This is a genomic window from Pseudomonas sp. Choline-02u-1 (genome assembly GCF_002836515.1).
GTDB lineage: Bacteria > Pseudomonadota > Gammaproteobacteria > Pseudomonadales > Pseudomonadaceae > Aquipseudomonas.
Genome location: NZ_PJBC01000060.1, coordinates 54,704 through 79,710, shown reverse-complemented (window position 1 = coordinate 79,710; position 25,007 = coordinate 54,704). Strand labels below are relative to the sequence as shown.

21 protein-coding genes are annotated in these 25,007 nt (G+C 60.2%); 11 read left to right on the top strand and 10 right to left on the bottom strand.

What is annotated here, in order from left to right; all coding sequences use genetic code 11:
* Positions 1-81: 81 nt before the first annotated feature.
* The 9 genes from CXF97_RS16680 (at position 82) to CXF97_RS16640 (ending at position 11,994) form a co-directional block, all read left to right on the top strand.
* A complete protein-coding gene (locus CXF97_RS16680) occupies positions 82-363 on the top strand; it encodes a peptidylprolyl isomerase (protein WP_042610373.1) in 282 nt (93 codons plus the stop codon).
* A 130-nt stretch (positions 364-493) separates the two neighbouring features.
* Entirely contained in the window at positions 494-2,362 is a 1,869-nt protein-coding gene (locus CXF97_RS16675; RefSeq protein ID WP_101159434.1) for an extracellular solute-binding protein, read from the top strand.
* Positions 2,362-3,423 carry a microcin C ABC transporter permease YejB gene (locus tag CXF97_RS16670; RefSeq protein WP_101159433.1) on the top strand — a complete coding sequence of 354 codons (1,062 nt, stop codon included), beginning with the start codon at positions 2,362-2,364 and terminating at the stop codon, positions 3,421-3,423. Before CXF97_RS16675 ends, CXF97_RS16670 begins: the two co-directional genes overlap by 1 nt.
* The gene (locus tag CXF97_RS16665) at positions 3,423-4,445 is read left to right on the top strand and encodes an ABC transporter permease (RefSeq protein WP_101159432.1); all 1,023 of its coding nucleotides are present in this window, start codon (positions 3,423-3,425) and stop codon (positions 4,443-4,445) included. The genes CXF97_RS16670 and CXF97_RS16665 overlap by 1 nt, the downstream gene beginning before the upstream one ends.
* 9 nt (positions 4,446-4,454) lie before the next feature.
* A complete protein-coding gene (locus CXF97_RS16660) occupies positions 4,455-6,029 on the top strand; it encodes an ABC transporter ATP-binding protein (protein WP_101159431.1) in 1,575 nt (524 codons plus the stop codon).
* A 96-nt stretch (positions 6,030-6,125) separates the two neighbouring features.
* On the top strand, positions 6,126-7,541 hold the full coding sequence (locus CXF97_RS16655; protein ID WP_101159430.1) for a sigma-54-dependent Fis family transcriptional regulator: 1,416 nt from the start codon (positions 6,126-6,128) through the stop codon (positions 7,539-7,541).
* 273 nt (positions 7,542-7,814) lie between these two features.
* A complete protein-coding gene (locus tag CXF97_RS16650) occupies positions 7,815-9,206 on the top strand; it encodes a GntP family permease (protein WP_101159429.1) in 1,392 nt (463 codons plus the stop codon).
* A 7-nt stretch (positions 9,207-9,213) separates the two neighbouring features.
* Positions 9,214-9,987, top strand: coding sequence for a 3-hydroxybutyrate dehydrogenase (hbdH, locus tag CXF97_RS16645; protein ID WP_101159428.1), 774 nt, complete (start codon positions 9,214-9,216; stop codon positions 9,985-9,987).
* Positions 9,988-10,038: 51 nt separating this feature from the next.
* Complete coding sequence (locus CXF97_RS16640) at positions 10,039-11,994, top strand: acetoacetate--CoA ligase (RefSeq protein ID WP_101159427.1); 1,956 nt, start codon at positions 10,039-10,041, stop codon at positions 11,992-11,994.
* 6 nt (positions 11,995-12,000) lie between these two features.
* Here CXF97_RS16640 and CXF97_RS16635 read toward each other — a convergent pair whose 3' ends face one another.
* Positions 12,001-13,107 carry a PilT/PilU family type 4a pilus ATPase gene (locus tag CXF97_RS16635; protein ID WP_101159426.1) on the bottom strand — a complete coding sequence of 369 codons (1,107 nt, stop codon included), beginning with the start codon at positions 13,105-13,107 and terminating at the stop codon, positions 12,001-12,003.
* Positions 13,108-13,216: 109 nt separating this feature from the next.
* Here CXF97_RS16635 and CXF97_RS16630 point away from each other — a divergent pair, with 109 nt between their 5' ends.
* Together CXF97_RS16630 and CXF97_RS16625 are read left to right on the top strand one after the other, a co-directional pair.
* Positions 13,217-15,754: a PAS domain-containing protein gene (locus CXF97_RS16630; protein ID WP_101159425.1), complete on the top strand. Its 2,538-nt coding sequence runs from the start codon at positions 13,217-13,219 to the stop codon at positions 15,752-15,754.
* Positions 15,755-15,806: 52 nt separating this feature from the next.
* Entirely contained in the window at positions 15,807-16,082 is a 276-nt protein-coding gene (locus CXF97_RS16625) for a peptidylprolyl isomerase (protein WP_007912322.1), read from the top strand.
* Between the two features lie 125 nt (positions 16,083-16,207).
* Here CXF97_RS16625 and CXF97_RS16620 read toward each other — a convergent pair whose 3' ends face one another.
* The 9 genes from CXF97_RS16620 to CXF97_RS16580 all read right to left on the bottom strand — a co-directional run bounded on the left by CXF97_RS16620 (position 16,208) and on the right by CXF97_RS16580 (position 24,804).
* Positions 16,208-17,143, bottom strand: coding sequence for a sugar kinase (locus CXF97_RS16620; RefSeq protein WP_101159424.1), 936 nt, complete (start codon positions 17,141-17,143; stop codon positions 16,208-16,210).
* Positions 17,144-17,229: 86 nt separating this feature from the next.
* The gene (locus CXF97_RS16615) at positions 17,230-18,444 is read right to left on the bottom strand and encodes an amino acid deaminase (protein WP_101159423.1); all 1,215 of its coding nucleotides are present in this window, start codon (positions 18,442-18,444) and stop codon (positions 17,230-17,232) included.
* A 38-nt stretch (positions 18,445-18,482) separates the two neighbouring features.
* Positions 18,483-19,247: an IclR family transcriptional regulator gene (locus CXF97_RS16610; protein ID WP_101159422.1), complete on the bottom strand. Its 765-nt coding sequence runs from the start codon at positions 19,245-19,247 to the stop codon at positions 18,483-18,485.
* Between the two features lie 129 nt (positions 19,248-19,376).
* On the bottom strand, positions 19,377-19,766 hold the full coding sequence (locus CXF97_RS16605) for a RidA family protein (RefSeq protein ID WP_016774497.1): 390 nt from the start codon (positions 19,764-19,766) through the stop codon (positions 19,377-19,379).
* 31 nt (positions 19,767-19,797) lie between these two features.
* Positions 19,798-20,589 (bottom strand): amino acid ABC transporter ATP-binding protein, encoded by a 792-nt coding sequence (locus tag CXF97_RS16600; protein WP_101159421.1) that lies wholly within the window; start codon positions 20,587-20,589, stop codon positions 19,798-19,800.
* Positions 20,586-21,248 carry an amino acid ABC transporter permease gene (locus tag CXF97_RS16595; RefSeq protein WP_101159420.1) on the bottom strand — a complete coding sequence of 221 codons (663 nt, stop codon included), beginning with the start codon at positions 21,246-21,248 and terminating at the stop codon, positions 20,586-20,588. Before CXF97_RS16595 ends, CXF97_RS16600 begins: the two co-directional genes overlap by 4 nt.
* A gap of 9 nt (positions 21,249-21,257) precedes the next feature.
* Positions 21,258-21,920 carry an amino acid ABC transporter permease gene (locus tag CXF97_RS16590; protein WP_101159419.1) on the bottom strand — a complete coding sequence of 221 codons (663 nt, stop codon included), beginning with the start codon at positions 21,918-21,920 and terminating at the stop codon, positions 21,258-21,260.
* Positions 21,921-21,971: 51 nt separating this feature from the next.
* The gene (locus tag CXF97_RS16585) at positions 21,972-22,820 is read right to left on the bottom strand and encodes a transporter substrate-binding domain-containing protein (protein ID WP_101159418.1); all 849 of its coding nucleotides are present in this window, start codon (positions 22,818-22,820) and stop codon (positions 21,972-21,974) included.
* A gap of 424 nt (positions 22,821-23,244) precedes the next feature.
* Positions 23,245-24,804 (bottom strand): TerC family protein, encoded by a 1,560-nt coding sequence (locus tag CXF97_RS16580; protein ID WP_101159417.1) that lies wholly within the window; start codon positions 24,802-24,804, stop codon positions 23,245-23,247.
* Between the last annotated feature and the right edge of the window lie 203 nt (positions 24,805-25,007).

The window sequence follows — 25,007 nt, the reverse complement described above, 5'->3', positions numbered from 1 at the left end:
TCACAATGGAACTTTGCCGAGAATTCGCCCACTGATTCCGGTAGGCTCCACCTTTTATTGAAACAGTTCGGAGAATTCCCCATGGCTAAAGCCACTGCCCGCCACATCCTGGTTTCCAGCGAAGACAAGTGCAACGAACTCAAGGCTCAGATCGAAGCCGGTGCCGATTTCGCCGAAGTCGCCAAAACCAACTCCACCTGCCCATCCAGCCGTCAGGGTGGTGATCTGGGTTCGTTCGGCCCTGGCCAGATGGTCAAGGAATTCGACACCGTGGTCTTCAGCGCGCCGATCAACGTCGTGCAAGGCCCGGTAAAGACCCAGTTCGGTTATCACCTTCTGGAAGTCACCAGCCGTCAGGACTGATTCCTCGTCCGATTGCTGACAACGGCCCGCCTTCTGGTGGGCCGTTGTGTTTCAGTAAAACATACGGCTGGCGAGTGGCGCGCCGCTCGCGTACAACTTGCGCTTATCGATTTCCGTTCCAAGGCTGACGATGCGACTGGTTTTTCCCACACTGATGCTCACCGCCCTCGCCCTGCTCACGGGTGCCGCAGGTGTGACCGCTGCGCCGCAACACGCACTGACCGTCTACGGCGAACCGGCCAGGTACCCCGCCGGTTTCAGCCACTTCGACTACACCAATCCGCAAGCGCCAAAGGGCGGAACAATGCGTCGATCGGCGATCGAAATCGGTCACTTCGACCATTTGCTGCCTTATATAGACAAAGGCATCGGCGTAACGCAGATCGACGGCATGCTGTATTCGCCATTGGCGCAGCGCTCGCTGGACGAGCCTTACACCGTCTATGGTCTGGTCGCGCAGAAGATGGAACGTTCGGACGACGGCCTGTCGCTGCGTTTCTTTATCAATCCCAAGGCACGCTTTGCCGATGGCAAACCGATTACTGCCGAAGACGTTCGCTACACCTTCAACTTGCTGATGACCCAGGGCAGCCTGCGTTATCGCACGCAGTTCGCCGACGTCAAAGGCGTCGAGGTCGAGGCCCCGCTGACCGTGCGCTTTGACTTCAAAAGCAACGAAAACCGCACGTTGCCGCTGGATATCGCGACCCTGCCGGTGTTCCCCGAACACTGGTGGAAGAGCCGCGATTTCGCCAGCGGCGGTGGTTATGAACCGCCGCTGGGCAGCGGACCGTACCGGGTTGGCAAGGTCGATTCCGGGCGCAGCATCACTTTCGAACGCAATGGCGACTGGTGGGGCAAGGATCTGCCGGTCAGTCGCGGCTTGTATAACTTCGATCATTTCAGCATCGAGTACTTCGGCGACACCGACGTCGCGCGTCAGGTGCTGCGTGGCGGCGCCTACGACTACAACCGGGAGTTCTCCGCGACCGGCTACTCGATCGGCTATGACAGCCCCGCCCTCAGCGATGGCCGCTTGCAAAAAGCCCACCTGGCCACTGAAGCGCCGCAGTCGGCCCAGGGTTTCGTGTTCAATCTGCAAAAGCCGATATTCCAGGACCGCCGGGTACGCCAGGCACTGGCGATGCTCTGGGATTTCGAATGGAGCAACCGGCAGATGATGCGCAACGTTTATATCCGCCAGCAAAGTTACTTTTCCAACACCGATCTCGCCGCCCGGCAGTTGCCCGATGCGCAGGAATTGAAAATCCTTGAACCGCTGCGCGGTCAGGTGCCTGAGGAAGTGTTCAGTAAAGTCTTCGAGGCGCCGAAGACCGACGGCAGCGGCATCATCCGTGACAAGCAGTTGCAAGCCCTGCAACTGCTCGAGCAGGCCGGCTGGAAACCGGATGGTGACCAATTGGTCAACAGCGCCGGCGAGCCGCTGAGCTTCACTTTTCTGGTCAGCCAGAACGGCATGGACCGCCTGCTGTTGCCATACAAGCGCACGCTGAAGCAGATCGGCATCGAGCTGAATATCCGTCGCATCGACGCCTCGCAATACGTCAATCGCCTGATGAGTCGCGACTACGACATGATCGTCACCGGCTATCCCGTTACCACTTCTCCGGGCGGCGAGTTGCTCAACTATTTCGGCTCGGCAGCGGCCAATGACCCGGGCGCGAACAACTACATGGTGTTGAAAAACCCGGCGGTCGATACCTTGATAAACGGACTGATCCGCGCCTCGACCCAGTCGGACATGTTGCATTACGCCCATGCGCTGGACCGGGTGCTGCAATGGAATTACTACTGGATTCCCAATTATTACCCGCCGGGCACCTCGACCGTGTGGTGGAATCGCTTCGGCATCCCCACGGTGCAGGCAAGCAATGACGAAGCCATCGAGAGCTGGTGGGAAATCAGTCGAACGCCGCTGACCAATCAACAAATGACCGCTGAGAAAATCAGTCGCAGCAGACCCGGAGGACCGCACTGATGTGGGGTTACACACTGCGGCGGCTGCTGCTGATCATTCCGACGCTGGTGATTATCCTGCTGGTCAATTTCGTGATCGTTCAGGCCGCGCCCGGCGGGCCAGTGGAACAAGCCATCGCCCATCTGCAAGGGATCGGCGGCGCCAGTGTCGGCGGTGGCGCCAGCGAGACGTCAAGTAACGCTTCGCGGGCCAGCCGGGGCCTGGACCCGCAACTGATCAAAGACATCGAAAAACAGTACGGCTTCGACAAGCCGGCCCACGAACGGCTGTGGCTGATGCTGAAGAATTACGCGCAGCTGGATTTCGGCAAGAGCTTCTTTCGTGGTGCAACGGTCACTGACCTGATTCTGGAAAAGATGCCGGTGACCATTTCCCTCGGGCTGTGGGCGACGCTGATCACTTATCTGGTGTCGATCCCGCTGGGCATCCGCAAGGCTGTGCACCACGGCAGCCATTTCGACATCTGGAGCAGCACGGCCATCATCATCGGTTACGCCATGCCCGCGTTTCTGTTTGCGATGTTCCTGATCGTGGTGTTTGCCGGCGGCACGTCGCTTGACTGGTTTCCGGTGCGCGGGCTGGTCTCGGACAATTTCGAATCGCTGTCGACACTGGGCAAGATCGCCGACTATTTCTGGCATCTGGTGTTGCCCGTCACTGCATTGGTGATCGGTGGCTTCGCGACCCTGACGATCCTGACGAAAAACTCGTTCCTCAATGAAATCACCCGACAGTACGTAGTAACGGCCCGCGCCAAAGGCTTGAGCGAACGCCGCGTGCTGTACGGACACGTGTTTCGCAACGCCATGCTGTTGGTGGTTTCGGGGATACCTCAGGCTTTCATCAGTGTGTTCTTTGCCGGCTCGCTGCTGATCGAAGTGATCTTCTCGCTCGATGGCCTCGGACGCATGAGCTACGAAGCCGCGGTGTCGCGGGACTACCCAGTGGTGTTCGGCTCGCTGTTCATCTTCACGCTGTTCGGCCTGCTGATAAAACTCATCGGCGACCTCTGCTACACCCTCGTCGACCCGCGTATCGACTTCGCCGCGAGGAATGCCTGATGTTCAAGCTCTCGCCTTTGGGTCGACGCCGTTTCGAGCGGTTCAAGAAAAACCGGCGCGGCTGGTGGTCGCTGTGGCTGTTCATCGGTCTGTTCATGCTGACGTTGGGTGGCGAGTTGATTGCCAACGACAAACCGCTGGTGGTCAGCTATCAGGACCAGTGGTACTTCCCGGTATTCAAGCGTCACACCGAACAGGAGTTCGGCGGGCAATTGCCGTTCCAGGCTGATTATCGCAGCGAGTATGTGCAGAATCTGATCCGCAAGGACGGCGGCTGGTTGCTGTTCCCGCCGATACCCTTCAGCGACGACACGCCCAACTACGATCTGGACAAACCCGCACCGAGCCCTCCGACCTCAGTCAACTGGCTGGGCACCGACGATCAGGCGCGCGATGTACTGGCGCGGGTCATTTTCGGTGCGAGGGTCTCGATACTGTTTGCCCTGATGCTGACCTTTGTCAGCGCGCTGATCGGTATCGCCGCCGGCGCGTTGCAGGGCTATTACGGTGGCTGGGTCGATTTGCTCGGACAGCGCGTGCTGGAAGTCTGGTCAGGGCTGCCGGTGCTGTATCTGCTGATCATCCTCTCCGGTTTCGTCGAGCCGAATTTCTGGTGGCTGCTGGGGATCATGGCGCTGTTTTCCTGGTTGGCGCTGGTGGACGTGGTGCGCGCCGAATTTCTGCGCGGGCGCAATCTGGAATACGTCAAAGCCGCACGCGCCTTGGGCCTGACTGACCGCAAGGTGATCTTCCGGCACATCCTGCCCAACGCAATGAATGCGACGCTGAGCTACCTGCCGTTCATTTTGACCGGGGCCATTTCGACGCTGACCGCGCTGGACTTCCTGGGATTTGGCATGCCGGCCGGCAGCGCTTCGCTGGGCGAGTTGATCGGTCAGGGCAAGCAGAACCTGCAAGCGCCATGGCTGGGGTTGACCGCGTTCTTCACCCTCGCGCTGATCCTTTCCTTGCTGGTATTCATCGGTGAAGCGTTACGTGACGCTTTTGACCCTCGATCCTGAAGCGTGACCATGACTGAAAATCTGATCGAAATCCGCAACCTCAATGTCGCTTTCCATGGCCAGACTGTGGTGCGTGACCTGTGCCTGGATATCCGCCCCGGTGAGTGCCTGGCACTGGTCGGCGAATCGGGTTCGGGGAAATCGGTGACCGCGCATTCGATCCTGCAGTTGCTGCCTGAGAGCGAGGCGCAAACCCGTGGCAGCGTTCGCTATCGCGGCCAGGAACTGCTCGGTGCTGATCCGAAGGTCTTGCGAGAACTGCGCGGCAATCGCATCGCCATGATCTTTCAGGAGCCGATGACTTCGCTCAATCCGCTGCACACCATCGAAAAGCAGATCGGCGAAACCCTGTTGCTGCACCGTGGCCTCGGCGGCAAACAAGCGCAGCAGCGCATTCTCGAACTGCTCGGGCTGGTCGGCATTCAGAAGCCCGGGGAACGGTTGAAAGCCTATCCGCATCAACTGTCCGGCGGCCAACGACAACGGGTGATGATCGCCATGGCGTTGGCGTGTGAGCCGGAGCTGTTGATCGCCGACGAGCCGACCACGGCGCTGGATGTCACCGTGCAACGCAAGATCCTTGTGCTGCTCAAGTCCCTGCAACAGCGACTCGGCATGTCGCTGCTGCTGATCAGTCACGATCTCAATCTGGTGCGCAGCATCGCGCAACGCGTGTGTGTGATGAAGGCTGGTGAGATCGTCGAGCAGGCACCCTGCGAAACCCTGTTCACCGAGCCGAAACACCCTTACAGCTGCGTGTTGTTGAACGCGGAACCGGAAGGTGAAGCCCTGCCCCGTGACGAACGTGAAAACGTGCTGGAAGTGGCTGACCTGCGCGTTGATTTCCAGGTCGGTGGCGGACTGCTCCAGCGCAAGCAATATTTGCGCGCGGTCGATGGGGTCAGCTTGAGTATTCAGCGTGGCAAGACCCTGGGGATCGTTGGCGAGTCCGGTTCGGGCAAGTCAACACTGGGTCAGGCGATCCTGCGCTTGCTCGACTCCGAAGGCAGCATTCGCTTTCAGGGCGAAGCGCTCGACAGTCTTGATCAAAAGCAACTGCGGCCGTGGCGGCGTCAGATGCAGGTGGTGTTTCAGGACCCGTTCGGCAGCCTCAGCCCGCGCATGTCGGTGGCGCAGATCATCAGTGAAGGCCTGGAAGTCCACGGCGAGTCGACGGCTGACGAATGCGAAGAGCAAGTGATTCGCGTACTCAAGGAAGTCGGCCTGGACCCCGAGAGTCGCCATCGTTATCCGCATGAATTCTCCGGTGGCCAGCGTCAGCGCATCGCCATCGCCCGGGCGCTGGTGCTGAAACCCGCGCTGATTCTGCTCGATGAACCGACTTCCGCGCTCGACCGCACCGTGCAGAAACAGGTGGTTGCGCTGCTGCGTGACCTGCAGGAGAAACACGGCTTGACTTACCTGTTCATCAGCCACGATCTGGCGGTAGTGCGCGCCCTCGCCCATGACATGATCGTGATCAAGGACGGTCAGGTCGTCGAGCGTGGCGCCAGTCATGACGTGTTTGACAACCCGCAGCATCCCTACACTCAAGAGCTGTTGGCGGCAGCACATCCGGGGTAGGCATAATCGGCGCTAGCCTCGGCACAGCGGCCCCTTCGCGAGCAGGCTAGCTCGCGAAGGGGCCGGCACTGGCGACACACATCAGGATCAATTTTCATGAACACCACCGAAAGCCTCAAGGACTACCAACGGGTGCGCACCCTGGCGATCCGTTCGCTGTTCGAGATCATCGAGCAATCCAGCGAGGGCACGGTGATTGTCGACCGCGACGCAAATATCGTCTGGATGAACGAACGCTACGCCCGGCGCTTTGGTCTTGCCTCAGCAGCAGGCGCGATCGGCAAACCTTGCGAAAGCGTGATCCCCGGTAGCTTGCTGCGTGAGGTGGTGCGTACCGGTCGGCCCATTCTGCTGGACATGCAGGACACGCCGAAGGAACCGCTGGTGGTGATGCGTCTGCCCATTCACGACGACGCCGGCAGCGTGATCGGCGCCATCGGTTTTGCCCTGTTCGACGAGCTGCGCACGCTGTCGCCGATGCTCAAGCGTTACCTGAGCATGCAGGAAGAACTGGCCTCGACCCGCTCGCTGCTGCGTGCGCGACAGACCAAATACAACTTCGCCCATTTCATCGGTACCAGCGCTGCCAGCCTGGAAGTCAAACGCCGCGCCCGGCGCAGTGCCAGCGCTGATTCGCCGGTATTGCTGCTGGGGGAAACGGGCGCTGGCAAGGAGCTGCTCGCGCAAGCGATTCACAGCGCTTCGCCCCGCGCGCACAAGGCCTTCGTCAGCATCAACAGCGCGGCGATTCCCGAGGCGCTGCTGGAGGCCGAGTTCTTTGGCACGGCACCCGGTGCTTTTACCGGCGCCGATCGCAAGGGACGCACCGGCAAGCTGCAGATTGCTCAGGGCGGCACGCTGTTTCTCGACGAGATCGGCGACATGCCGCTGCCGCTGCAAAGCAAACTGCTGCGGGTGCTGCAGGAAAAGGAGTTCGAACCGGTCGGCTCCAACGAAGTGATTCAGAGCGATGTGCGGGTGATCGCGGCAACCTCGACGGATCTGCAGGCGGCGATCAAACGCGGCGAGTTCCGCGCCGATTTGTACTACCGCCTCAACGTACTGCCGATCCAGGTGCCACCGCTGCGCGAACGTCTCGATGACCTCCCGGCGCTGAGCGAGGCGATCCTGGAAGAGCTGCGCAGCCAGCACGAATTGCACCGCGATGCGATGGCGTTGCTGGGCCAGCATGCGTGGCCGGGCAATATTCGCGAGCTGCGCAATGTACTGGAGCGGGCGGCGTTGCTCAGTGATGATTTGCTGCTGACAGAGCAGGATATTCGCGGGGCGATCGGGGCGTTCACGCCGGTTGAGCGACCGGTCGAGCCGGGCAGGCAACTTCCGCTCAACGAGACATTTGCGCAGGCGCGGGCGCGGTTTGACCGGCAGTTGATCGAATCGACGTTAGCGCAATGCGAGGGGAAAGTACCGCAAGCTGCGGCTCGGTTGGGGCTGGGGCGGTCGACCCTGTACAAGAAGATGGCTGCGCTGGGGATCGTTGAGTCTACATAAAGAGACACTGATCTCATATCATGGATAGGTTTTTTAAGATCAAAAGATCGCAGCCTTCGGCGTCTCTTACAGGGTAGATACGTATTTCCTTGTAGGAGCTGCCGAAGGCTGCGATCTTTTCGGTCTCACAAACGAGACAAATTTTCCTGCGCAATCTCACTCCCTCAGGAAATATCTACAGATATCAACATGTTAGGTATTTGGCACAGTAATCGCTAACACCTCTCCACACCCGTTCCACCCATAAAAACAACAATCCTGGAGAGACACACCATGAGTGTGATCATTGCCTTGGCAGCCCTGACGCTGCTGATGCTTGCTGCCTACCGTGGCTACAGCGTCATCCTCTTCGCCCCGATCGCCGCCCTCGGCGCGGTTCTGCTCACCGATCCGTCCGCCGTGGCGCCCGCATTCACCGGGGTATTCATGGACAAGATGGTCGGCTTCATCAAGCTGTACTTCCCGGTGTTCCTGCTTGGCGCAGTGTTCGGCAAGCTGATCGAATTGTCGGGTTTCTCGCGCTCGATTGTGGCTGCCGCGATTCGGTTGCTCGGCACCAAACAGGCCATGCTGGTGATTGTGCTGGTTTGCGCCCTGCTCACTTACGGCGGCGTATCGCTGTTCGTGGTGGTATTTGCGGTATATCCGTTTGCAGCCGAAATGTTCCGCCAGAGCAACATCCCCAAGCGTCTGATCCCGGCGACCATCGCCCTGGGTGCGTTCTCGTTCACCATGGACGCCCTGCCCGGCACCCCGCAGATCCAGAACATCATCCCCAGCACCTTCTTCAACACCACCGCGTGGGCAGCGCCATGGCTGGGCGTGATCGGCACGATTTTCGTGTTCTGCGCCGGCATGCTGTTTCTTCAGCGTCAGCGCAACAAGGCACAGCGTGCCGGTGAAGGTTACGGCACTGAACTGCGCAACGAGCCCGAGACGGCCGCAGACCTGAAGCTGCCCAACCCATGGATTGCGCTGTCGCCCTTGCTGGCAGTGGGCATCATGAATCTGCTGTTCACCCAATGGATTCCGCAGTGGTACGGCAAGACTCACAGCCTGGCGCTGCCGGGGATGGCTGCGCCGGTCACCACCGAGATCGCCAAGCTTACGGCGATCTGGGCGGTGCAGGCGGCGCTGCTGGTGGGCATCCTCATGGTGCTGGCATTCGGCTTCAAGGCGATTAAAAGCAAACTCGCCGAAGGCAGTAAAAGCGCGGTCAGCGGCGCATTGCTGGCGGCGATGAACACCGCGTCCGAGTACGGCTTTGGCGCGGTGATCGCGTCGCTGCCCGGTTTCCTGGTGCTGGCCGACTGGCTCAAGCAAATTCCCAATCCGTTGGTCAACGAAGCGATCACCGTGACGCTGCTCGCCGGCATCACCGGTTCGGCTTCCGGCGGCATGAGCATTGCGCTGGCAGCGATGTCCGAGCAATTCATCAGCGCGGCGCACGCGGCGAATATTCCGCTGGAAGTGCTGCACCGCGTGGCAGCGATGGCCAGCGGCGGCATGGACACCCTGCCGCACAATGGCGCGGTGATCACGCTGCTGGCCGTCACCGGGCTGACCCACCGCGAAGCCTACAAAGACATTTTCTGTATTACGCTGATCAAGACCCTGGCGGTTTTCGTGGTGATCGGCACTTTCTACGCCACTGGCATTGTGTGAGGTATTCATGACCACTCTTTCCGGCAAGACAGCTTTGGTCACCGGTTCTACCAGCGGCATCGGCCTGGGCATCGCGCTGAGCCTGGCGAAAGCTGGCGCCAACCTGATTCTCAATGGCTTCGGCGACGCCTCGCAGGTGATCGCCGAGGTCGCCCGGTTCGGCGGCAAGGTCGGCCACCATCCCGCCGATGTCAGCGATCCGGCGCAGATAGCCGACATGATCGCTTACGCCGAGCGTGAATTTGGCGGCGTCGATATTCTGGTCAATAACGCCGGCATTCAGCACGTGGCTGCGGTGGAGGAGTTTGCAGTGGAGCGCTGGGACTCGATCATTGCGATCAACCTGTCCTCGGTGTTTCACAGCACTCGCTTGAGCCTGCCGGGCATGCGCCAGAAAAACTGGGGACGCATCATCAATATCGCCTCGGTGCATGGCCAGGTCGGTTCCACCGGCAAAGCCGCGTATGTCGCCGCCAAGCATGGTGTTATCGGTCTGACCAAGGTAGTCGGGCTGGAAACCGCGACCAGCAATGTCACTTGCAATGCGATCTGTCCGGGCTGGGTGTTGACGCCGCTGGTGCAGAAGCAGATCGATGATCGCGCGGCCAAAGGCGTCGATCCGCAGCAGGCGCAGCATGATCTGCTTGCCGAGAAACAGCCGTCGCTGGAGTTCGTCACGCCGCAGCATCTGGGTGAGCTGGTGCTGTTCTTGTGCAGCGAAGCCGGCAGCCAGGTGCGCGGCGCGGCGTGGAATATTGATGGTGGCTGGTTGGCGCAATAAAGCCGCCCGCGCCTGCGCAGCTATGTGTAATCAAACAACAAGAGGCAACTGATGTCCGACATCCTCTGGCAACCCGACGCCCAGCGTATCGCTCGTTCGCGTATGGACGCTGCGCGGCGCGAGATCAATCAGCGGCATTCGCTTGAGCTCGATGGCTACCCTGCCCTGTACCAATGGAGCATCGGGCAACGCGCCGATTTCTGGCAAACGGTTGTCGATTTCTTCGATATCCGTTTTCACACTCAGCCCGATGCCGTTTTGCGCGAAGGCGCAGCGATGCCCAGCGCCGAGTGGTTCCCCGGGGCGACACTGAATTTCGCCGAACACCTGCTGCGCCGTCGCGACGATGCCGTTGCAGTGGTCGCCGTCGCGGAGAGCGGCCAGCGTGAGCAACTGACATGGGCCGAGCTGGCCGAACACGTCGCCGGTTTTCAGGCCAGCCTGCGGGCGGCGGGCGTTGCTCAAGGCGATCGCGTAGCAGCTTGCATGCCCAACACCTGGCAAACCCTGGTGGCGATGCTGGCAACCACCAGCCTTGGCGCAATCTGGTCGTGCTCGTCACCCGACTTCGGCACCCACGGCGTGATCGATCGCTTCGGCCAGATCGAACCGAAACTGCTGCTAACCTGCGCCGGTTATCAATACGCCGGAAAAACCCTTGACCAGACTGCCAAGCTCAATGAAATCCTCGCGCAGCTGCCGACACTGCAGCAGTTGGTCATCGTCCCGTACGCCCGAGCGCAGGCGCGCACCGAGGATTACCCAACCCAGGCGGAAGTTACCTTGTGGGAGGACTTTTATCAGCCCGGCGGCGAACCGGATTTCATCCCGGTGCCGTTCAATCATCCGCTTTACGTGCTGTACTCCAGCGGCACCACCGGCGTGCCGAAATGCATTGTGCACAGCACCGGCGGCGTGCTCCTGCAACACGTCAAGGAGCACGGTTTGCATTGCGATCTCGGGCCTGGTGATCGCTTGTTCTACTACACGACCTGCGGCTGGATGATGTGGAACTGGCTGGTCTCGGCATTGGCAGTCGGCAGCGCTGTGGTGCTCTACGACGGCTCGCCGTTTCACCCGGACCCTCAGCGTTTGCTCGACCTGATCGACGACGAGCGCATCAGCGTGTTCGGCACCAGCCCGAAGTTCCTCGCCACGCTTGAAAGCAGTGGCGTCAGACCCCGCGAAAGTCATCATCTGGCAAGCCTGAGAACCTTGCTCTGCACCGGCTCGGCGCTATCGCCGCACAGTTACGATTTCGTTTATCGCGACTTCAAAACCGACGTATGCCTGGCTTCGATGTCCGGTGGCACCGACATCGTTTCCTGCTTCGTCAACGGCAATCCGCTGTCACCGGTACGCCGTGGGGAGATCATGGGTAAAAGCCTGGGCATGGCCGTCGAGGTGTGGAACGACGCCGGCCAGCCGGTCGTCAGCGAGAAAGGCGAACTGGTCTGCACCCGGCATTTCCCGGCGATGCCGATCGGTTTGTGGAATGACTCCGACGGCGCAAAACTGCGTCAGTCCTATTTCAGTCTCTTTCCCGGCGTGTGGGCGCAAGGTGATTACGCTGAACAGTTGCCCCATGGCGCGATGATGATTCACGGCCGCTCGGATGCGGTGCTGAATCCGGGTGGTGTGCGCATCGGCACAGCGGAAATCTATCGCCAGGTCGAGAAAATCACTGAGGTACTGGACAGCGTCGCCATCGGTCAGCAATGGCAGGATGATGTGCGGGTTGTGTTGTTCGTGCGTCTGCGCGACGGCGTCGAACTGGATGCAGGGCTTGAACAGCGAATCCGCGACGTGATCCGCGCCAATACCACGCCCAGGCACGTCCCGGCGCGGATTGTGGCGGTGACGGACATACCGCGCACTATCAGCGGCAAGGTCGTCGAGCTGGCGGTACGCAATGTGGTGCATGGCGAAAAGGTGAAGAACACCGATGCCTTGGCCAATCCGCAAGCACTGGAACAGTTTCGCGACCGCGTCGAATTGCGCAACTGAGCGGGATCAATCCATCAACCCCCACTCACCCGAGTCAGGGTTCCCTGGCGCGCCGTCGGCCTGCAGCTTCAATCGCAGCCGCAGATTATTCACCGAGTCGGCGTGCTTGAGGGCCTCCTCCTCGCTGATGGCGCCCTCTATCACCAGCGCGTGTAACGCAGCGTCAAAGGTTTGCATGCCCGACTCGGCAGATTTTTCCATGATGCCTTTGAGCTCGCCCAATTGGTGGCTGCGGATCAAGTCGCTGACGGTTGGTGTGCCGAGCATTACTTCCACCGCTGCGCGGCGCTGACCGTCGCGCGTGCGGACCAAGCGCTGGGACACGCAGGCTTTGAGGTGATTGCCCAAGGCTTGCAGCAGTTGTGGCCTGCGCTCTTCGGTAAACATGTTGATGATCCGGTCCAGCGCTTGATTGGCATTGGTCGCATGCAACGTCGACAACACCAGATGCCCGGTTTCGGCAAACGCGAGCGCATGTTCCATCGTTTCGCGGTCACGGATTTCGCCGATCAACACAACATCCGGTGCCTGGCGCAGAGTGTTCTTGAGCGCCGCATGGAAGCTGCGTGTATCAACGCCGACTTCACGCTGGTTAATGATCGAGCGCTTGTGCCGATGTATATATTCGATTGGGTCCTCGATCGTCACAATGTGCCCGGCACTGTGGCGGTTGCGATGATCGATCAGTGCCGCCAACGAGGTCGATTTGCCCGAACTGGTCGCGCCGACGAACAGGATCAGGCCGCGTTTGAGCATCACCGTTTCCAGCAATACCGGCGGCAGCTTCAGGTCTTCGAATCGCGGGATGTCGAGTTTTACGTTACGAATCACGATCGAGACGTCGTTGCGCTGCTGAAAAATGTTTACGCGGAATCGCCCGACGCCCGTTCGGGAGATTGCCAGGTTCATTTCCAGATCCCGGTCGAACTCCCGCCGTTGCTCGGCGTCCATCAGGGAGGCGGCGATGGCCGCAGTTTCGCCGGGTTTGAACGGCTGGTCGCTCAATGCCCTCAGCACACCGTCAATGCGCGCGCTCGGCGCTGCGCCGGTGGAGAGGAATAGATCAGAACCGTTTTTTTGCGACAATATTGACAACAGTGCATCGATTTCCATGGCTGAAAGCACCCGCGAAGCATCGAAACAGCAGATTTGGCCTACGCTTTGCGCGGCTCCTGCAACAATGATAGACCCCGTCTCACCGAACCACGCTCAGGATTGAAACATGAATGCTGTACCCACCACCGATGACGCTCAGGCCCTGATTGCCCGCACCGACTGGAGCCGCAGCCCGCTGGGCGCCGCCGGCACCTGGCCGCAAAGCCTGCGCACGGCCGTGGATATCGTGCTTCATTCGCCGATGCCGATGTTGTTGTTATGGGGTCCTGAGCTGACGCAGATCTACAACAATGGTTTCGCCCTGCTCGCCGGCAGCAAGCATCCCGAGGCGTTCGGGCAGCCGACGCATGAGGTCTGGCCGGAAGTGCGGGATTTTTCCGAACCGATTTATCAGGCGGTACTGCAAGGCCAGGTGCGCAGCTTCAGCGAGCAGCGTTTCAGCGTGCAACGCGACGGTAAAAAAACCGATTTCTGGCTGGATCTGACCTACAGCCCGATTCGTGATGAAACCGCACAGGTCGCGGGAATTCTGATCACCGCCATCGAAACCAACGAACGCCGCCGCATCGCCCTTGAATTGCAGCGCCGCTCCGAGGAAAGCCTCAAGGCCCAGCGTCAGTCCGAAGAGCGCCTGCAACTGGCCCTCGCCGCCACCGACGCGGTCGGCACCTGGGATTGGGACATTGGTGAAGATCGCTTCATCGCCGATGCGCACTTCGCCGAATTGCATGGCGTCGATCCGGCCGGGGCCGGACAGTTGCCGATCAGCGAATATCTGCACGGGGTGCACCCGGAAGACCGCGCCATGGTCGCGCGTGGCATCAAACATTGCATTACTCATGGCACCGAGTACGCCGAGGAATACCGCTTGTTGCAGGCCGATGGCACGTTGCGCTGGGTGTTCGCACGCGGGCGCTGCTACAAGGACCATCATGGTCGGCCGATGCGGTTTCTCGGCGCGGCGCTGGATCTGACCGAACGCAAACACACGGAACAGGCGCTGCGTCAGAGCCAGACCGAATTGCAATTGATCATCAACGCCATGCCGATCCTGATCAGCTACGTCGACGCAGAAGAACGTTTTCGCCTCAACAACGCGGCCTATCTCGATTGGTACGGCCTGACACCGCAGGAGTTGTATGGGCGCACAATCCGCGAAGTCATCGGCGAAGAGGCGTATTTCCTGCGTGCGCCTTATATCGCTGAAGCGCTGGCCGGGCGCTCGTGTTCCTTCAGTTTCTACACCCCCCACCGCGACGGCAGCACCCGTCATGCCCTGATGAACTATCTGCCACGTCACGGCGCAGACGGTGCGGTCAACGGTTTCTACATCTTTGTGATTGACGAAACCGAGCGCAAGAAAACCGAAGAAGCCCTGCGCAATCTCAACGAAACGCTTGAAGAGCGGGTCAGCGCGCGCACTGAGCAACTGGCCCAGGCCAACCAGCGTTTGCAGAACGAGATGTTCGAGCGCGAGCGCGCCGAGGATGCCTTGCGCCACGCGCAGAAGATGGAAGCCGTCGGCCAGCTCACCGGGGGCATTGCCCACGACTTCAACAACATGCTCACCGGCATCATCGGCAGTCTGGATTTGATGCAGCGCTACATCGCCAACGGTCGCGCCGACGAGATCGGCCGATTCACCGAGGCGGCGGTGTCCTCGGCCAATCGCGCGGCGGCGCTGACGCATCGCTTGCTGGCGTTCTCACGGCGCCAATCGCTGGACCGCAAACAACTGAACGTCAACGAACTGGTGCATTCGCTGGAAGACCTCGTCCGCCGCACCAAGGGCGATGCCATCGATCTGCAACTGCGCCTGCCCGAAGAGGTTTGGCCAGTCAGCACCGACGTGAGTCAGCTGGAAAATGCCCTGCTCAATCTGGTGATCAACGCCCGCGATGCGATGCCGGAAGGCGGCACGTTGCTGATCCAGACCGCCAACGTGTATCTCGACAGCAGTGACATCACCATTCTCGAGCCGGTGAAGGCCGGGGAATACGTGATGCTCGCGGTCAGCGATAACGGCACCGGCATGACGCCGTCAATTCGCTCCAAGGCGTTTGACCCGTTTTTCACTACCAAGCCGATCGGCCAGGGCACCGGGCTCGGGCTGTCGATGATTTACGGTTTCGCCCAGCAGTCGGGCGGGCATGTCAGCCTCGACAGCGTGCCGGGGCAAGGCACTTGTGTGCGCCTGTACTTGCCGCGCTTGCTTGAACTGGATGCCGAGGCGGTGTCGGTGAAGAATGCCGAACCGATCGCGGCGTCATCGACTGGTGAAACCGCGCTGGTCGTCGAGGATGATCCGGCGGTGCGCATGCTGGTGCTCGATCTGCTCAAGGAGCTGGGCTACAAAACCGTCGAAGCGCAAAACGCTCAGACCGCGCTGCCGTTGCTCGAGTCTGCGCGGCGCGTCGATCTGCTGGTCACCGATGTCGGGCTGCCCGGCATGAACGGTCGCCAGTTGGCGGAGATTGCCCGTCAGCATCGTCCGGAGCTGAAGGTGCTGTTCATGACCGGTTACGCGCAAATTGCTGCCGAACGTCAGGGTTTCCTTGAAGAAGGTATGGACATGGTCGCCAAGCCGTTTGTCCTCGAAGTGCTGGCGAGCAAGATTCGCAAGTTGATCAACCCGACCCCGTGACTTGAGGCATAATCGCGCGCCCCGCCGTCGCCCCGTTATCAGGTATTGCACGATGAAAGCCCAAGCCCGCCACATTCTGGTGAAAACCGCCGAAGAGGCCGAACAACTCAAGCAGCGCATCGCCAAGGGCGAGGCGTTCGATGTGCTGGCGAAGAAGTTTTCGACCTGTCCGTCGGGCAAGCGCGGCGGCGATCTGGGCGAAGTGCGGCCGGGGCAGATGGTCGGCGCGATTGATGCGGTGATTTTCAAGAAACCGCTGCGCACCGTGCATGGGCCGATCAAGAGCAAGTTTGGTTATCACCTGGTGCAGGTGTTTTACCGCGATTGATCACTGCAGCTGTGTAGGAGCTGACGAGTGCAACGAGGCTGCGATCTTTTGATTCTGTATTAGCGGATCAAGATCAAAAGATCGCAGCCTCGTTGCACTCGTCAGCTCCTACAAGGGATTGGATTTCAGATTTTGGGGATCAGTGCTCCGGGCACCTGAATCACCCGACTGGCCAATTCATGTCCCGCCTGCGCCGCCTCTGCCGGGCTGCCGCCGAGCAGGCGCCTGGCCAGATACGCCGCACTGAACGAATCCCCTGCCGCCGTGGTGTCGACGACCTTTTCAACCTTCAGCGCCGGGACTTCAAACGCCTCCCCCGCACAACGTATCAGACACGCCTCGGCGCCACGCTTGAGCACCACTTCCGGCGTGCCGAACTGCGCATAAGCGGCGAACACTTCTTCGCCATCGGCAAAACCGAATAGCGCCTGTTCGTCATCTACGGTGAGTAACGCCAGATCGACGTAAGGCAAAACGCTGCGATACGCCGCCCGCGCCTCTTCCACCGAAGCCCACAGGCGTGGGCGGTAGTTATTGTCGAAAACGATACGCGCATTGCGCTGCCGGGCTTCGCTCAACGTCTTGACCAGGCGAGCGCGCCCCTGCATGCCGAGCACGGCGAGGGTGATGCCGCTGAAATACAGCACATCGTAGTCGGGCAAGGCCGCAAGGACTGGTTCAGCCGCAGGTGTCGTGAAGCAATCGCGCACCGCCGCTTCGTTGCGCCAATACAGGAAACGCCGCTCGCCGCTGGCGTCGGTCTGGATGCAGTACAAACCGGGCAGTCGACCGGGCAAACGCTGCACCAGTTCGAGGCCGATACCTTCGCTGCGCCAGATCTGGCACATGGCGTCGCTGAAACTGTCATCACCCAGCGCTGTTACGTAATCGACTTGCGCCTTGTCACCCATCGCGCGGGACAGGTACACCGCCGTATTGAGCGTATCGCCACCGAAGCTTTGCTGCAGACTGCCGTCGGCGCGTTGCTGCAGTTCGATCATGCATTCGCCGATGAGGGCGATATGTGGAATGTTCGGGCCCTGGGGGCTGAGGGTGTTCATTTTGTGCTGTCTCTGGTTGATCGATGGTGTCTGGACTGGCGTCTTCGCGAGCTTGCTCGCGAATGGCCGCAACGCGGTCTCAAGCCTTAGAAGCAAGTCTCCAGGGTCTCGATGACCGCCAACTGCTCATCTACCAGCAACCCCACCCGCCATTTATCGAACGTCAGGCACGGGTGCGAGGTACCAAAGGAAATGATGTCGCCGACCCGCAGCTCAATGCCCGGTGCCACCGTCATGAACGCATGTTGATCCATCACCGCCGTGACCTTGCATGCACCGACATCCTCACCCGCCGCCGGCACCACGCCGGCCTTGTAGCGCAACAACGGCACGGGCAAACCGGCATCGAATGCAACGTCGCGCTTGCCCAGCGCGATCACCGCGAAACCCGGTTCCGGCAGCGACTGCACATGAGCCCAGACTTCCAGCGCCGGGCGCAGGCCTTCGTGCAGGTCGCTGCGACGGTCGAGCACGCAGCACTGCGCCTCTTTGTAGATGCCATGGTCGTGCGCCACGTAGCTGCCCGGGCGCAACACACTGAGGAAGCGGCCAGCGGCGTTCTGCGTTTCGAAGGATTCGGCGATCAGGTCGTACCAGGCAGAACCGGATGCGGTAATGATCGGTTTGGCAATTGCGAAAGCGCCGCTGTCCTGCAACTGCACCGCCAGGCGCACCAGCGATGCGGCGAACTCGCGGATGCCGCTGACCGCGTGATCGCCGTGGATCACGCCTTCGTAACCTTCGATGCCGGTCAGTGCCAGCGCCGGTTGCGCGTCGATGGCCCTGGCCAGTTCGATGACTTCCTGCTCGCTGCGGCAACCACAGCGCCCGCCGACCACACCGTACTCGATCATCACGTTGAGTTTGACCCCACGCGAGGCGAAGTAAGCCCCGAGGTCGGCGACGTTGTCCGGATGATCGACCATGCAATAAAAATCGAACGACGGATCGGCCAGCAGATCGGCAATCAGCGCCATGTTCGGCGTGCCGACCAACTGATTCGCCATCAACACCCGTCGCACGCCATGAGCATAAGCGGCGCGGGTCTGAGTGGCGCTGGCGAGGGTAATGCCCCAGGCGCCGGCGTCGAGCTGTCGCTTGAACAACGCCGGGGTCATGCTGGTTTTGCCGTGGGGCGCCAGTTCCGCGCCGCTGTCACTGACAAATGTCTGCATCCAGCGAATGTTGTGCTCCAGCGCTTCGCGGTGCAGCACCAGCGCCGGCAGGCTGACGTCGCGGGTCAGCTGTGCGCCGATGGTGGCGTCGCCCTTTTCCACGGCAGAATTGATGGCAGTCGTCATGGTCCAATCCTCACAGTCGCGGCAGCAGGCAGCCGCGGTTATTCGTTGATACGCCGGGCGAGGCTGTTGGCGCTCTCGATCAAAACCCGGCGATAGTCGTTGTAATTGTTTTTCGCATCGGCCCGTGGGGCGACGATGCACAAGGTACAAATGGCCACGCCTTGCGGGTCTTTGACGGGCGCGGCGAAACAATGGGTGAAGGTGTCGGCGACGCTGTCGAAGGAGAAGAACCCATCGATGCCGGCCTGACGAATCTCTGCCAGAAAGCGTTCCAGCGGCAGGCGTTCGCCGTCGGGCAGGATGTAGTCGTCTTCATCGATCAGGTCGATGATCTGCTGATCGCTCAGATGCGCCAGCAGCAGGCGCCCGGAGGCCGTCCACGGGATCGGCGCGTTCTCGCCGATGTCGGACGAAATACGGAAATGCCGCTCGCCCTCTTTCATCAGCGCCACCGTGTATTTGCGCCCGTTGAGCAGGCACATCTGCGCGGTTTCGCGGGTCTGGCTGACGATTTCCTGCAGAGCGTGGTCGGCCTCGCGGCTGAGGTCGAAATGACGCAGATGCGCCTGGCCTAAAAAATACAGCTGCCGGCCCAGATAGACGTGACCGTCCTTGCCCACCGGCTCCAGAATCCGTCGTTCGAGCAGGGACGCGACCAGTTCGTAGACCGTGGATTTCGGACCGCCGATGCCGCTGGCGATGTCATTGGGGCGCAGCGGCTGGCCGATTTCCTTGAGAAAATCGAGGATATCGAACGCCCGGTCCAGACCGCGTGCCCGGCGTTTGATGGTGTCTTCGGTCATGTCATTACTCACTCGATATTCCCTGTAGGAGCTGCCGCAGGCCGCGATCTTTTGATCTTGCCTTTTTGGCGCATCCAAAAATGCCAAAAGATCGCAGCCTTCGGCAGCGCCTACAAGAGCCGCGTTGCCTCAGGCCTTCTTCTTGTAGGCAATGCAGTCGATCTCAACCTTGCAATCGACCATCATGCTCGCCTGCACACACGCCCGGGCCGGGGCGTGTTCGGGTTTGAAATACTCGGCGAAGACCTTGTTGAAACTGCTGAAATCCCGTGGATCGTCCAGCCACACACCGGCCCTTACCACATCCTCCAGGCCATAACCGGCCTCTTCGAGAATCGCGATCAGGTTCTTCATGGTCTGGTGGGTCTGCTCAACGATGCCGCCGACAATGATCTCGCCATCCACCGCCGGTACCTGACCGGACACATGCAGCCAGCCATCCGCTTCAACAGCGCGGGCGAAGGGACGAGGCTGGCCGCCGGCGGCGGTGCTGCCGGTGCCGTAACGCGTAATGCTCATGGGTGTTTCTCCTGATTGCAAAAGTGCAGATTCAAAACCGCGTGCTCTTGAGAAATTCAGCCAGACGCGGCGATTGCGGGCGTTCGAACAGTTCCTTGGGAGGCCCCTGCTCTTCGATGCGCCCTTGATTCATGAAGACGATCTTGTCCGAGACCTCGAAGGCAAAACGCATCTCGTGGGTCACCAGCAACATGGTCATGCCGTCCTCGGCCAGCCCCTTGATAACGTTAAGCACCTCGCCGACGAGTTCCGGGTCGAGGGCAGAGGTGACCTCATCGAAGAGCATCAGGCTCGGGGTCATCGCGATGGCCCGGGCGATGGCTACGCGCTGTTGCTGGCCGCCGGACAACTGACCGGGAAAGTGATTGCGCCGCTCCAGCAGGCCGACGCGCTCGAGCCATTTTTCGGCGAGCACCACGGCTTCGTCCTTGGGCATCTTCTTAACCTTGAGCAGGCCCAGCGTGACGTTCTGCAACGCGCTCAAGTGCGGGAACAGATTGAATTGCTGGAACGCCATGCCGGTCATCGCGCGATGACGGGCAATGACTTTTTCCGGATGGCGAACCCGTTTGCCGTTGATCTCGTCGTAGCCGATGGATTCGCCGTCGAGCAGGATCTGCCCGCCCTGGAATTCTTCCAGCATGTTCACGCAACGCAGCAACGTGGTCTTGCCCGAGCCGCTGGAGCCAATCAGCGTGACGACGTTGCCGCGCTGCATGCTCAGGTCGACACCTTTGAGCACTTCCACTGCGCCGTACTGTTTGTGCAGGCCGCGAATGTCCAGCAGCGCCTGATCCGGTGAAGCAACTTGAACTTGAGTCATGGCAGGGCCACCCGCTTTTCAATGTGCCGGCCGAGTAATTCGATGCCGTAGTTGATGACGAAGAACAGAAAACCGGCGAACAGATAGAACTCCAGGGTCATGAAGTTTCGGGCGATGATCTGTTGCGTGCTGAGCAGCAATTCGGCGACGCCGATCACCGAGAGCAGGGTCGAAGCCTTGACGATTTCGGTGGACGAGTTGACCCAGGTCGGCAGGATCTGCCGCAGCGCCTGAGGCAACAGTACGTAGCCGAGGGATTGGTAGAACGTCAGGCCAATGGCTTTGCCCGCCTCCATTTGGCCGCGCGGCAAGGCTTGCAACGCGCCGCGTACGATTTCGGCAACGTGCGAGCCGCAGAACAGGGTTAGCCCTAGAGCGCCGGCCTCAAACGCGCTGATCTGCCACCCGAGCGCCGGCGCCATGTAGAAGCAGGCCAGCACCAGCACGAATACTGGCGTGCCGCGAATCAGATCGACGTAAACCCGGAACGGCGCGCGCATCCAGAATCTGCCGTAAGTCAGGATCAGCCCGGTGACCACACCAAGCAGCGTGCCCAGCACAATGGCCAGCGCCGAAACTTGCACGCTGGTCAGAAAGCCCTGCCACAACGGTTCGCGCGCTAGCCACAATTCATGCAACCAACTGGGTGATTGGTACATCGCAGCCTCCTATCGGCGGATCGCCAGGCGCTGCTCGAGGTAACGCAGCAGCATGGCAATGAAGTAACAGGCCGCGACATACAACGCCGTGGTCACCAGCCAGGTTTCGATCACCCGGTAGCTTTCGACGTTGATTTTGCGCGCGTAATAGGTCAGCTCAGGCACCGCAATCGCAGCGGCGAGCGAAGTGTCCTTGAACAGCGAAATGAAATTGTTCGACAGCGCCGGCAAGACATTACGCAGCATCACCGGCACGGTGACGTAAGCCTTGACCTGCCATTCGCCGAGGCCGATCGCCAGCCCCGCTTCGCGCTGGCCTTTGGGAATGCTCAGCAAGCCGCCGCGAAAAACCTCGGTCAGATATGCGCCGGCATACAGCGACAGCGTGATGATGAACGACGGGATCTTGTCCAGACGTATCCCAAGGCTCGGCAAGGCAAAGTAGATCAACAGAATCAACACCAGGATCGGCGTGTTGCGCACCACCGTGACGTACACCGAGGCCAGCACCCGCAAGGCGCGATGCTTCGACAGCAAGGCAAACGCCATCAGCAGGCCGATCACGCAGCCGATGGCGATCGACACCAGCGCCAGCTGCAAGCCTAAACCGAGCCCCGCCAGCAAGGTGTCGAAATCGCGCCACACGGCAGCAAAGTTCAACTGATAGTTCATGGTCAGCAGTACCTTGAGCGGGGCGACTGAAATCGCCCCACTCTCACGGGATCATTTGAATTCGACGGGGAAACCGATGGCAGGCGACGGCAGATCAACACCGAACCACTGTTTGAACGACGCGGCGTAAGTCGGAAATTCAACTCCGGTCATGGCTTCGTGCAGCGCGGTGTTGACGAAGTTCAGCCAGTCCTGATCGCCACGTTTGACCGCGCAGGCGTAGGTCTGCGGGCTCCACGCGTAAGCCGGGCTGCGGTAGCGGCCAGGGTTCTGCACCATCAGGTATTTAACCGAGGACTGGTCGGTGGCGGCGGCATCGGCGCGCCCGGAATTCACCGCCTGATACATCAGGTCGACGCTGTCGTACTGGTCGACCTTGGCCTTGGGCAATGCCTGATGCACCAGCTCTTCGGCGTACACGTTCTGCAGCACCGCGACGGTGACGTCATCGCCCGCCGCTTGCAGGTCTTCGATTTCCTTGTACTTGCTGTTGTTCGGCAACAGCAGGCCGACGCCTTCGCGGTAGTACGGCAAAGTGAACGCAACTTGCTGCGCACGGCTGGCGGTGACGGTGATGAACTGGCAGCTCATGTCGACCTTGTCGGTCAGCAGGTTGGGAATCCGCGCATCGGACGACTGCACCACGAACTCGACTTTGCCTGGATCGTTGAACAGCCCCTTGGCCACCATCCTGGCGATGTCGATATCAAAACCCTGCAACTTGCCGTCCGCGCCCTGAAAGTGCCACGGCGCATTGGTGCTGCCGGTGCCGACAATCAACTTGCCACGGGCCAGGACACTGTCGAGCTTGCTGTCAGCCGCCTGGGCCAGGCCCATGACCGAAGAAGACGCTGCAAGAACAAAAACACACGCTTTGATTAACGAAGGACGGCGATGCATGGCAAGCACTCCTGAGAGGTGTTTATTCCGCTATACCGGAACTCGGTTTGTTACTACGGAATGAACAGCAGAAAGTGTGCCACAGCCTGTCAAAGGAATCTGCAGCGCAATGAAATGTTTTTGAAATCAGGTGGATGCGATGAATGTAATGCCGCTGTTACCCGGCACGCCCTCAACGCGCGCTACCTTTGGCTACACGAGGCGGGTATTCGCGCCACATGCAAGGGCGCGGCGCACCAAAAACAACCAAGTGCCACGGTCGACTGTGACCGTGGCAATCAAGACAATCTGAACAACTGTCAGGAAGGGATCGCAGGTGCCTGCCAAATTGCATTCGCGAGCAAGCTCGCTCCCACCTGACTGCGTTCAGACATGAGAGCGAGCTTGCTCGCGAAGAGGCCGGCAGCCTTTACAGAACTCGGTATTACGCGGCAGCACGCTCCAGCAAAACCCGTGTCACCCGCCGCTCTTCAACCGCCCTGACGGTCAGCTGCCAGCCCTCGTATTGCAGTTGATCGCCGGTGATCGGCAACCGATCAAGCAGGCTCATGACTAACCCGGCCATGGTCTGATAGTCCTCGGTCGGTTCGGCACCGAAGCCGGTGCGCTGGCGTACGCGAGCCAACGGCAGCGCACCGCTGACGAGGAAACCATTGTGCTCTTCGACCACATCCGGACCTTCGATTTCGCTGGCATCGGGTAACTCGCCGGCGATGGATTCGAGGATGTCGGTCATGGTCAGCACGCCGACAAAGTCACCGAACTCATTGACCACGAAGGCGATGTGCGTCGACGCCGCGCGCATTTGTTCCAACGCATTGAGGATCGAATAGCTGTCGAGCAGATTGATGGTCTTGCGTGCCAGATGCTCAAGGTTCGGCTCGTTGCCGGCCAGGTATTCCTTGAGCAACTCCTTCTTGTGCACGAAGCCCAACGGCTCATCCACCGCACCATCGCGAATCAACGGCAAGCGCGAGTAGGACGAATGCATCAACTTCGTACGAATGGTTTCTGCATCATCGGCAAGGTCAATCAGGTCAACGTCGGCGCGCACCGTCATCAGGTGGCGAATCGCACGCTCCGCCAATTGCAGCACGCCGCTGATCATCACCCGCTCACGGCGGTCGAACAGTTCGGCGACCGGCGCCTCGCCGTTATCGAGCAAATCGGAAATCTCTTCGCCAACTTCCTCCACGGCCAGTTTGCGCCCACCGAGCAAACGCATCACCGCATGGGCAGTGCGCTCGCGCATGGGTCGCAAGCCCTGCATCGAACGCTTGCGGCGTGCACGGGCGATCTGGTTGAACACTTCGATCAGGATCGAGAACCCGATGGCCGCGTACAGATAACCTTTCGGAATGTGAAAACCCAGACCTTCTGCCGTCAGGGCAAAACCGATCATCATCAGGAAGCCCAGACACAGCATGATCACGGTCGGGTGCGCGTTGACAAAACGCGTCAGCGGTTTGCTGGCGACAATCATCAGGCCGATGGAGATGATCACGGCGATCATCATCACTGCCAATTCATCGACCATGCCTACGGCGGTGATCACCGCATCGAGGGAAAACACTGCGTCGAGTACCACGATCTGCGCCACGATCGGCCAGAACAGCGCATAGGCAGTGTTGGTCGAGCGCTCGCCGACGTGGCCTTCGAGCCGTTCGTGCAATTCCATGGTGGCCTTGAACAACAGGAACACACCACCGAACAGCATGATCAGATCACGTCCGGAGAAGCTCTTGTCGAACACCTCGAACAATGGCTGCGTCAGCGTGACCAGCCAGGAGATACTCGCCAACAGGCCCAGTCGCATGATCAGCGCCAGCGACAGACCGATGATCCGCGCGCGATCACGCTGATGCGGCGGCAGTTTGTCGGCAAGAATTGCAATAAACACCAGGTTGTCGATACCCAGCACCAGCTCCAGCACGATCAGAGTCAACAGGCCTAACCAGGCCGTGGGATCCGCTAACCATTCCATAAAACGTCTCGATCTCTATTCTGTGAATTCAGGCTGCCGGACACGGCGAAGCGCAACGCGAAGGCTCAAGGGCCGCGTTATCAACGATAGTCGGAAGTCGAAAGACGGGGTGCTGCGAATGGATCAAGATCGCGTGAAGGCGCGTTGGGGAGTGTTGACTGGGAGGCTCCAAGAGGGTGTTCATGTAAATCCTGAATGAAAAA

Excerpts from the sequence above, each read along its gene's own strand:
- CXF97_RS16680 (WP_042610373.1), top strand. The coding sequence starts at position 82 with ATGGCTAAAGCCACTGCCCGCCACATCCTGGTTTCCAGCGAAGACAAG.
- CXF97_RS16675 (WP_101159434.1), top strand. The coding sequence starts at position 494 with ATGCGACTGGTTTTTCCCACACTGATGCTCACCGCCCTCGCCCTGCTC.
- CXF97_RS16670 (WP_101159433.1), top strand. The coding sequence starts at position 2,362 with ATGTGGGGTTACACACTGCGGCGGCTGCTGCTGATCATTCCGACGCTG.
- CXF97_RS16665 (WP_101159432.1), top strand. The coding sequence starts at position 3,423 with ATGTTCAAGCTCTCGCCTTTGGGTCGACGCCGTTTCGAGCGGTTCAAG.
- CXF97_RS16660 (WP_101159431.1), top strand. The coding sequence starts at position 4,455 with ATGACTGAAAATCTGATCGAAATCCGCAACCTCAATGTCGCTTTCCAT.
- CXF97_RS16655 (WP_101159430.1), top strand. The coding sequence starts at position 6,126 with ATGAACACCACCGAAAGCCTCAAGGACTACCAACGGGTGCGCACCCTG.
- CXF97_RS16650 (WP_101159429.1), top strand. The coding sequence starts at position 7,815 with ATGAGTGTGATCATTGCCTTGGCAGCCCTGACGCTGCTGATGCTTGCT.
- hbdH (WP_101159428.1), top strand. The coding sequence starts at position 9,214 with ATGACCACTCTTTCCGGCAAGACAGCTTTGGTCACCGGTTCTACCAGC.
- CXF97_RS16640 (WP_101159427.1), top strand. The coding sequence starts at position 10,039 with ATGTCCGACATCCTCTGGCAACCCGACGCCCAGCGTATCGCTCGTTCG.
- CXF97_RS16635 (WP_101159426.1), bottom strand. The coding sequence starts at position 13,107 with ATGGAAATCGATGCACTGTTGTCAATATTGTCGCAAAAAAACGGTTCT.
- CXF97_RS16630 (WP_101159425.1), top strand. The coding sequence starts at position 13,217 with ATGAATGCTGTACCCACCACCGATGACGCTCAGGCCCTGATTGCCCGC.
- CXF97_RS16625 (WP_007912322.1), top strand. The coding sequence starts at position 15,807 with ATGAAAGCCCAAGCCCGCCACATTCTGGTGAAAACCGCCGAAGAGGCC.
- CXF97_RS16620 (WP_101159424.1), bottom strand. The coding sequence starts at position 17,143 with ATGAACACCCTCAGCCCCCAGGGCCCGAACATTCCACATATCGCCCTC.
- CXF97_RS16615 (WP_101159423.1), bottom strand. The coding sequence starts at position 18,444 with ATGACGACTGCCATCAATTCTGCCGTGGAAAAGGGCGACGCCACCATC.
- CXF97_RS16610 (WP_101159422.1), bottom strand. The coding sequence starts at position 19,247 with ATGACCGAAGACACCATCAAACGCCGGGCACGCGGTCTGGACCGGGCG.
- CXF97_RS16605 (WP_016774497.1), bottom strand. The coding sequence starts at position 19,766 with ATGAGCATTACGCGTTACGGCACCGGCAGCACCGCCGCCGGCGGCCAG.
- CXF97_RS16600 (WP_101159421.1), bottom strand. The coding sequence starts at position 20,589 with ATGACTCAAGTTCAAGTTGCTTCACCGGATCAGGCGCTGCTGGACATT.
- CXF97_RS16595 (WP_101159420.1), bottom strand. The coding sequence starts at position 21,248 with ATGTACCAATCACCCAGTTGGTTGCATGAATTGTGGCTAGCGCGCGAA.
- CXF97_RS16590 (WP_101159419.1), bottom strand. The coding sequence starts at position 21,920 with ATGAACTATCAGTTGAACTTTGCTGCCGTGTGGCGCGATTTCGACACC.
- CXF97_RS16585 (WP_101159418.1), bottom strand. The coding sequence starts at position 22,820 with ATGCATCGCCGTCCTTCGTTAATCAAAGCGTGTGTTTTTGTTCTTGCA.
- CXF97_RS16580 (WP_101159417.1), bottom strand. The coding sequence starts at position 24,804 with ATGGAATGGTTAGCGGATCCCACGGCCTGGTTAGGCCTGTTGACTCTG.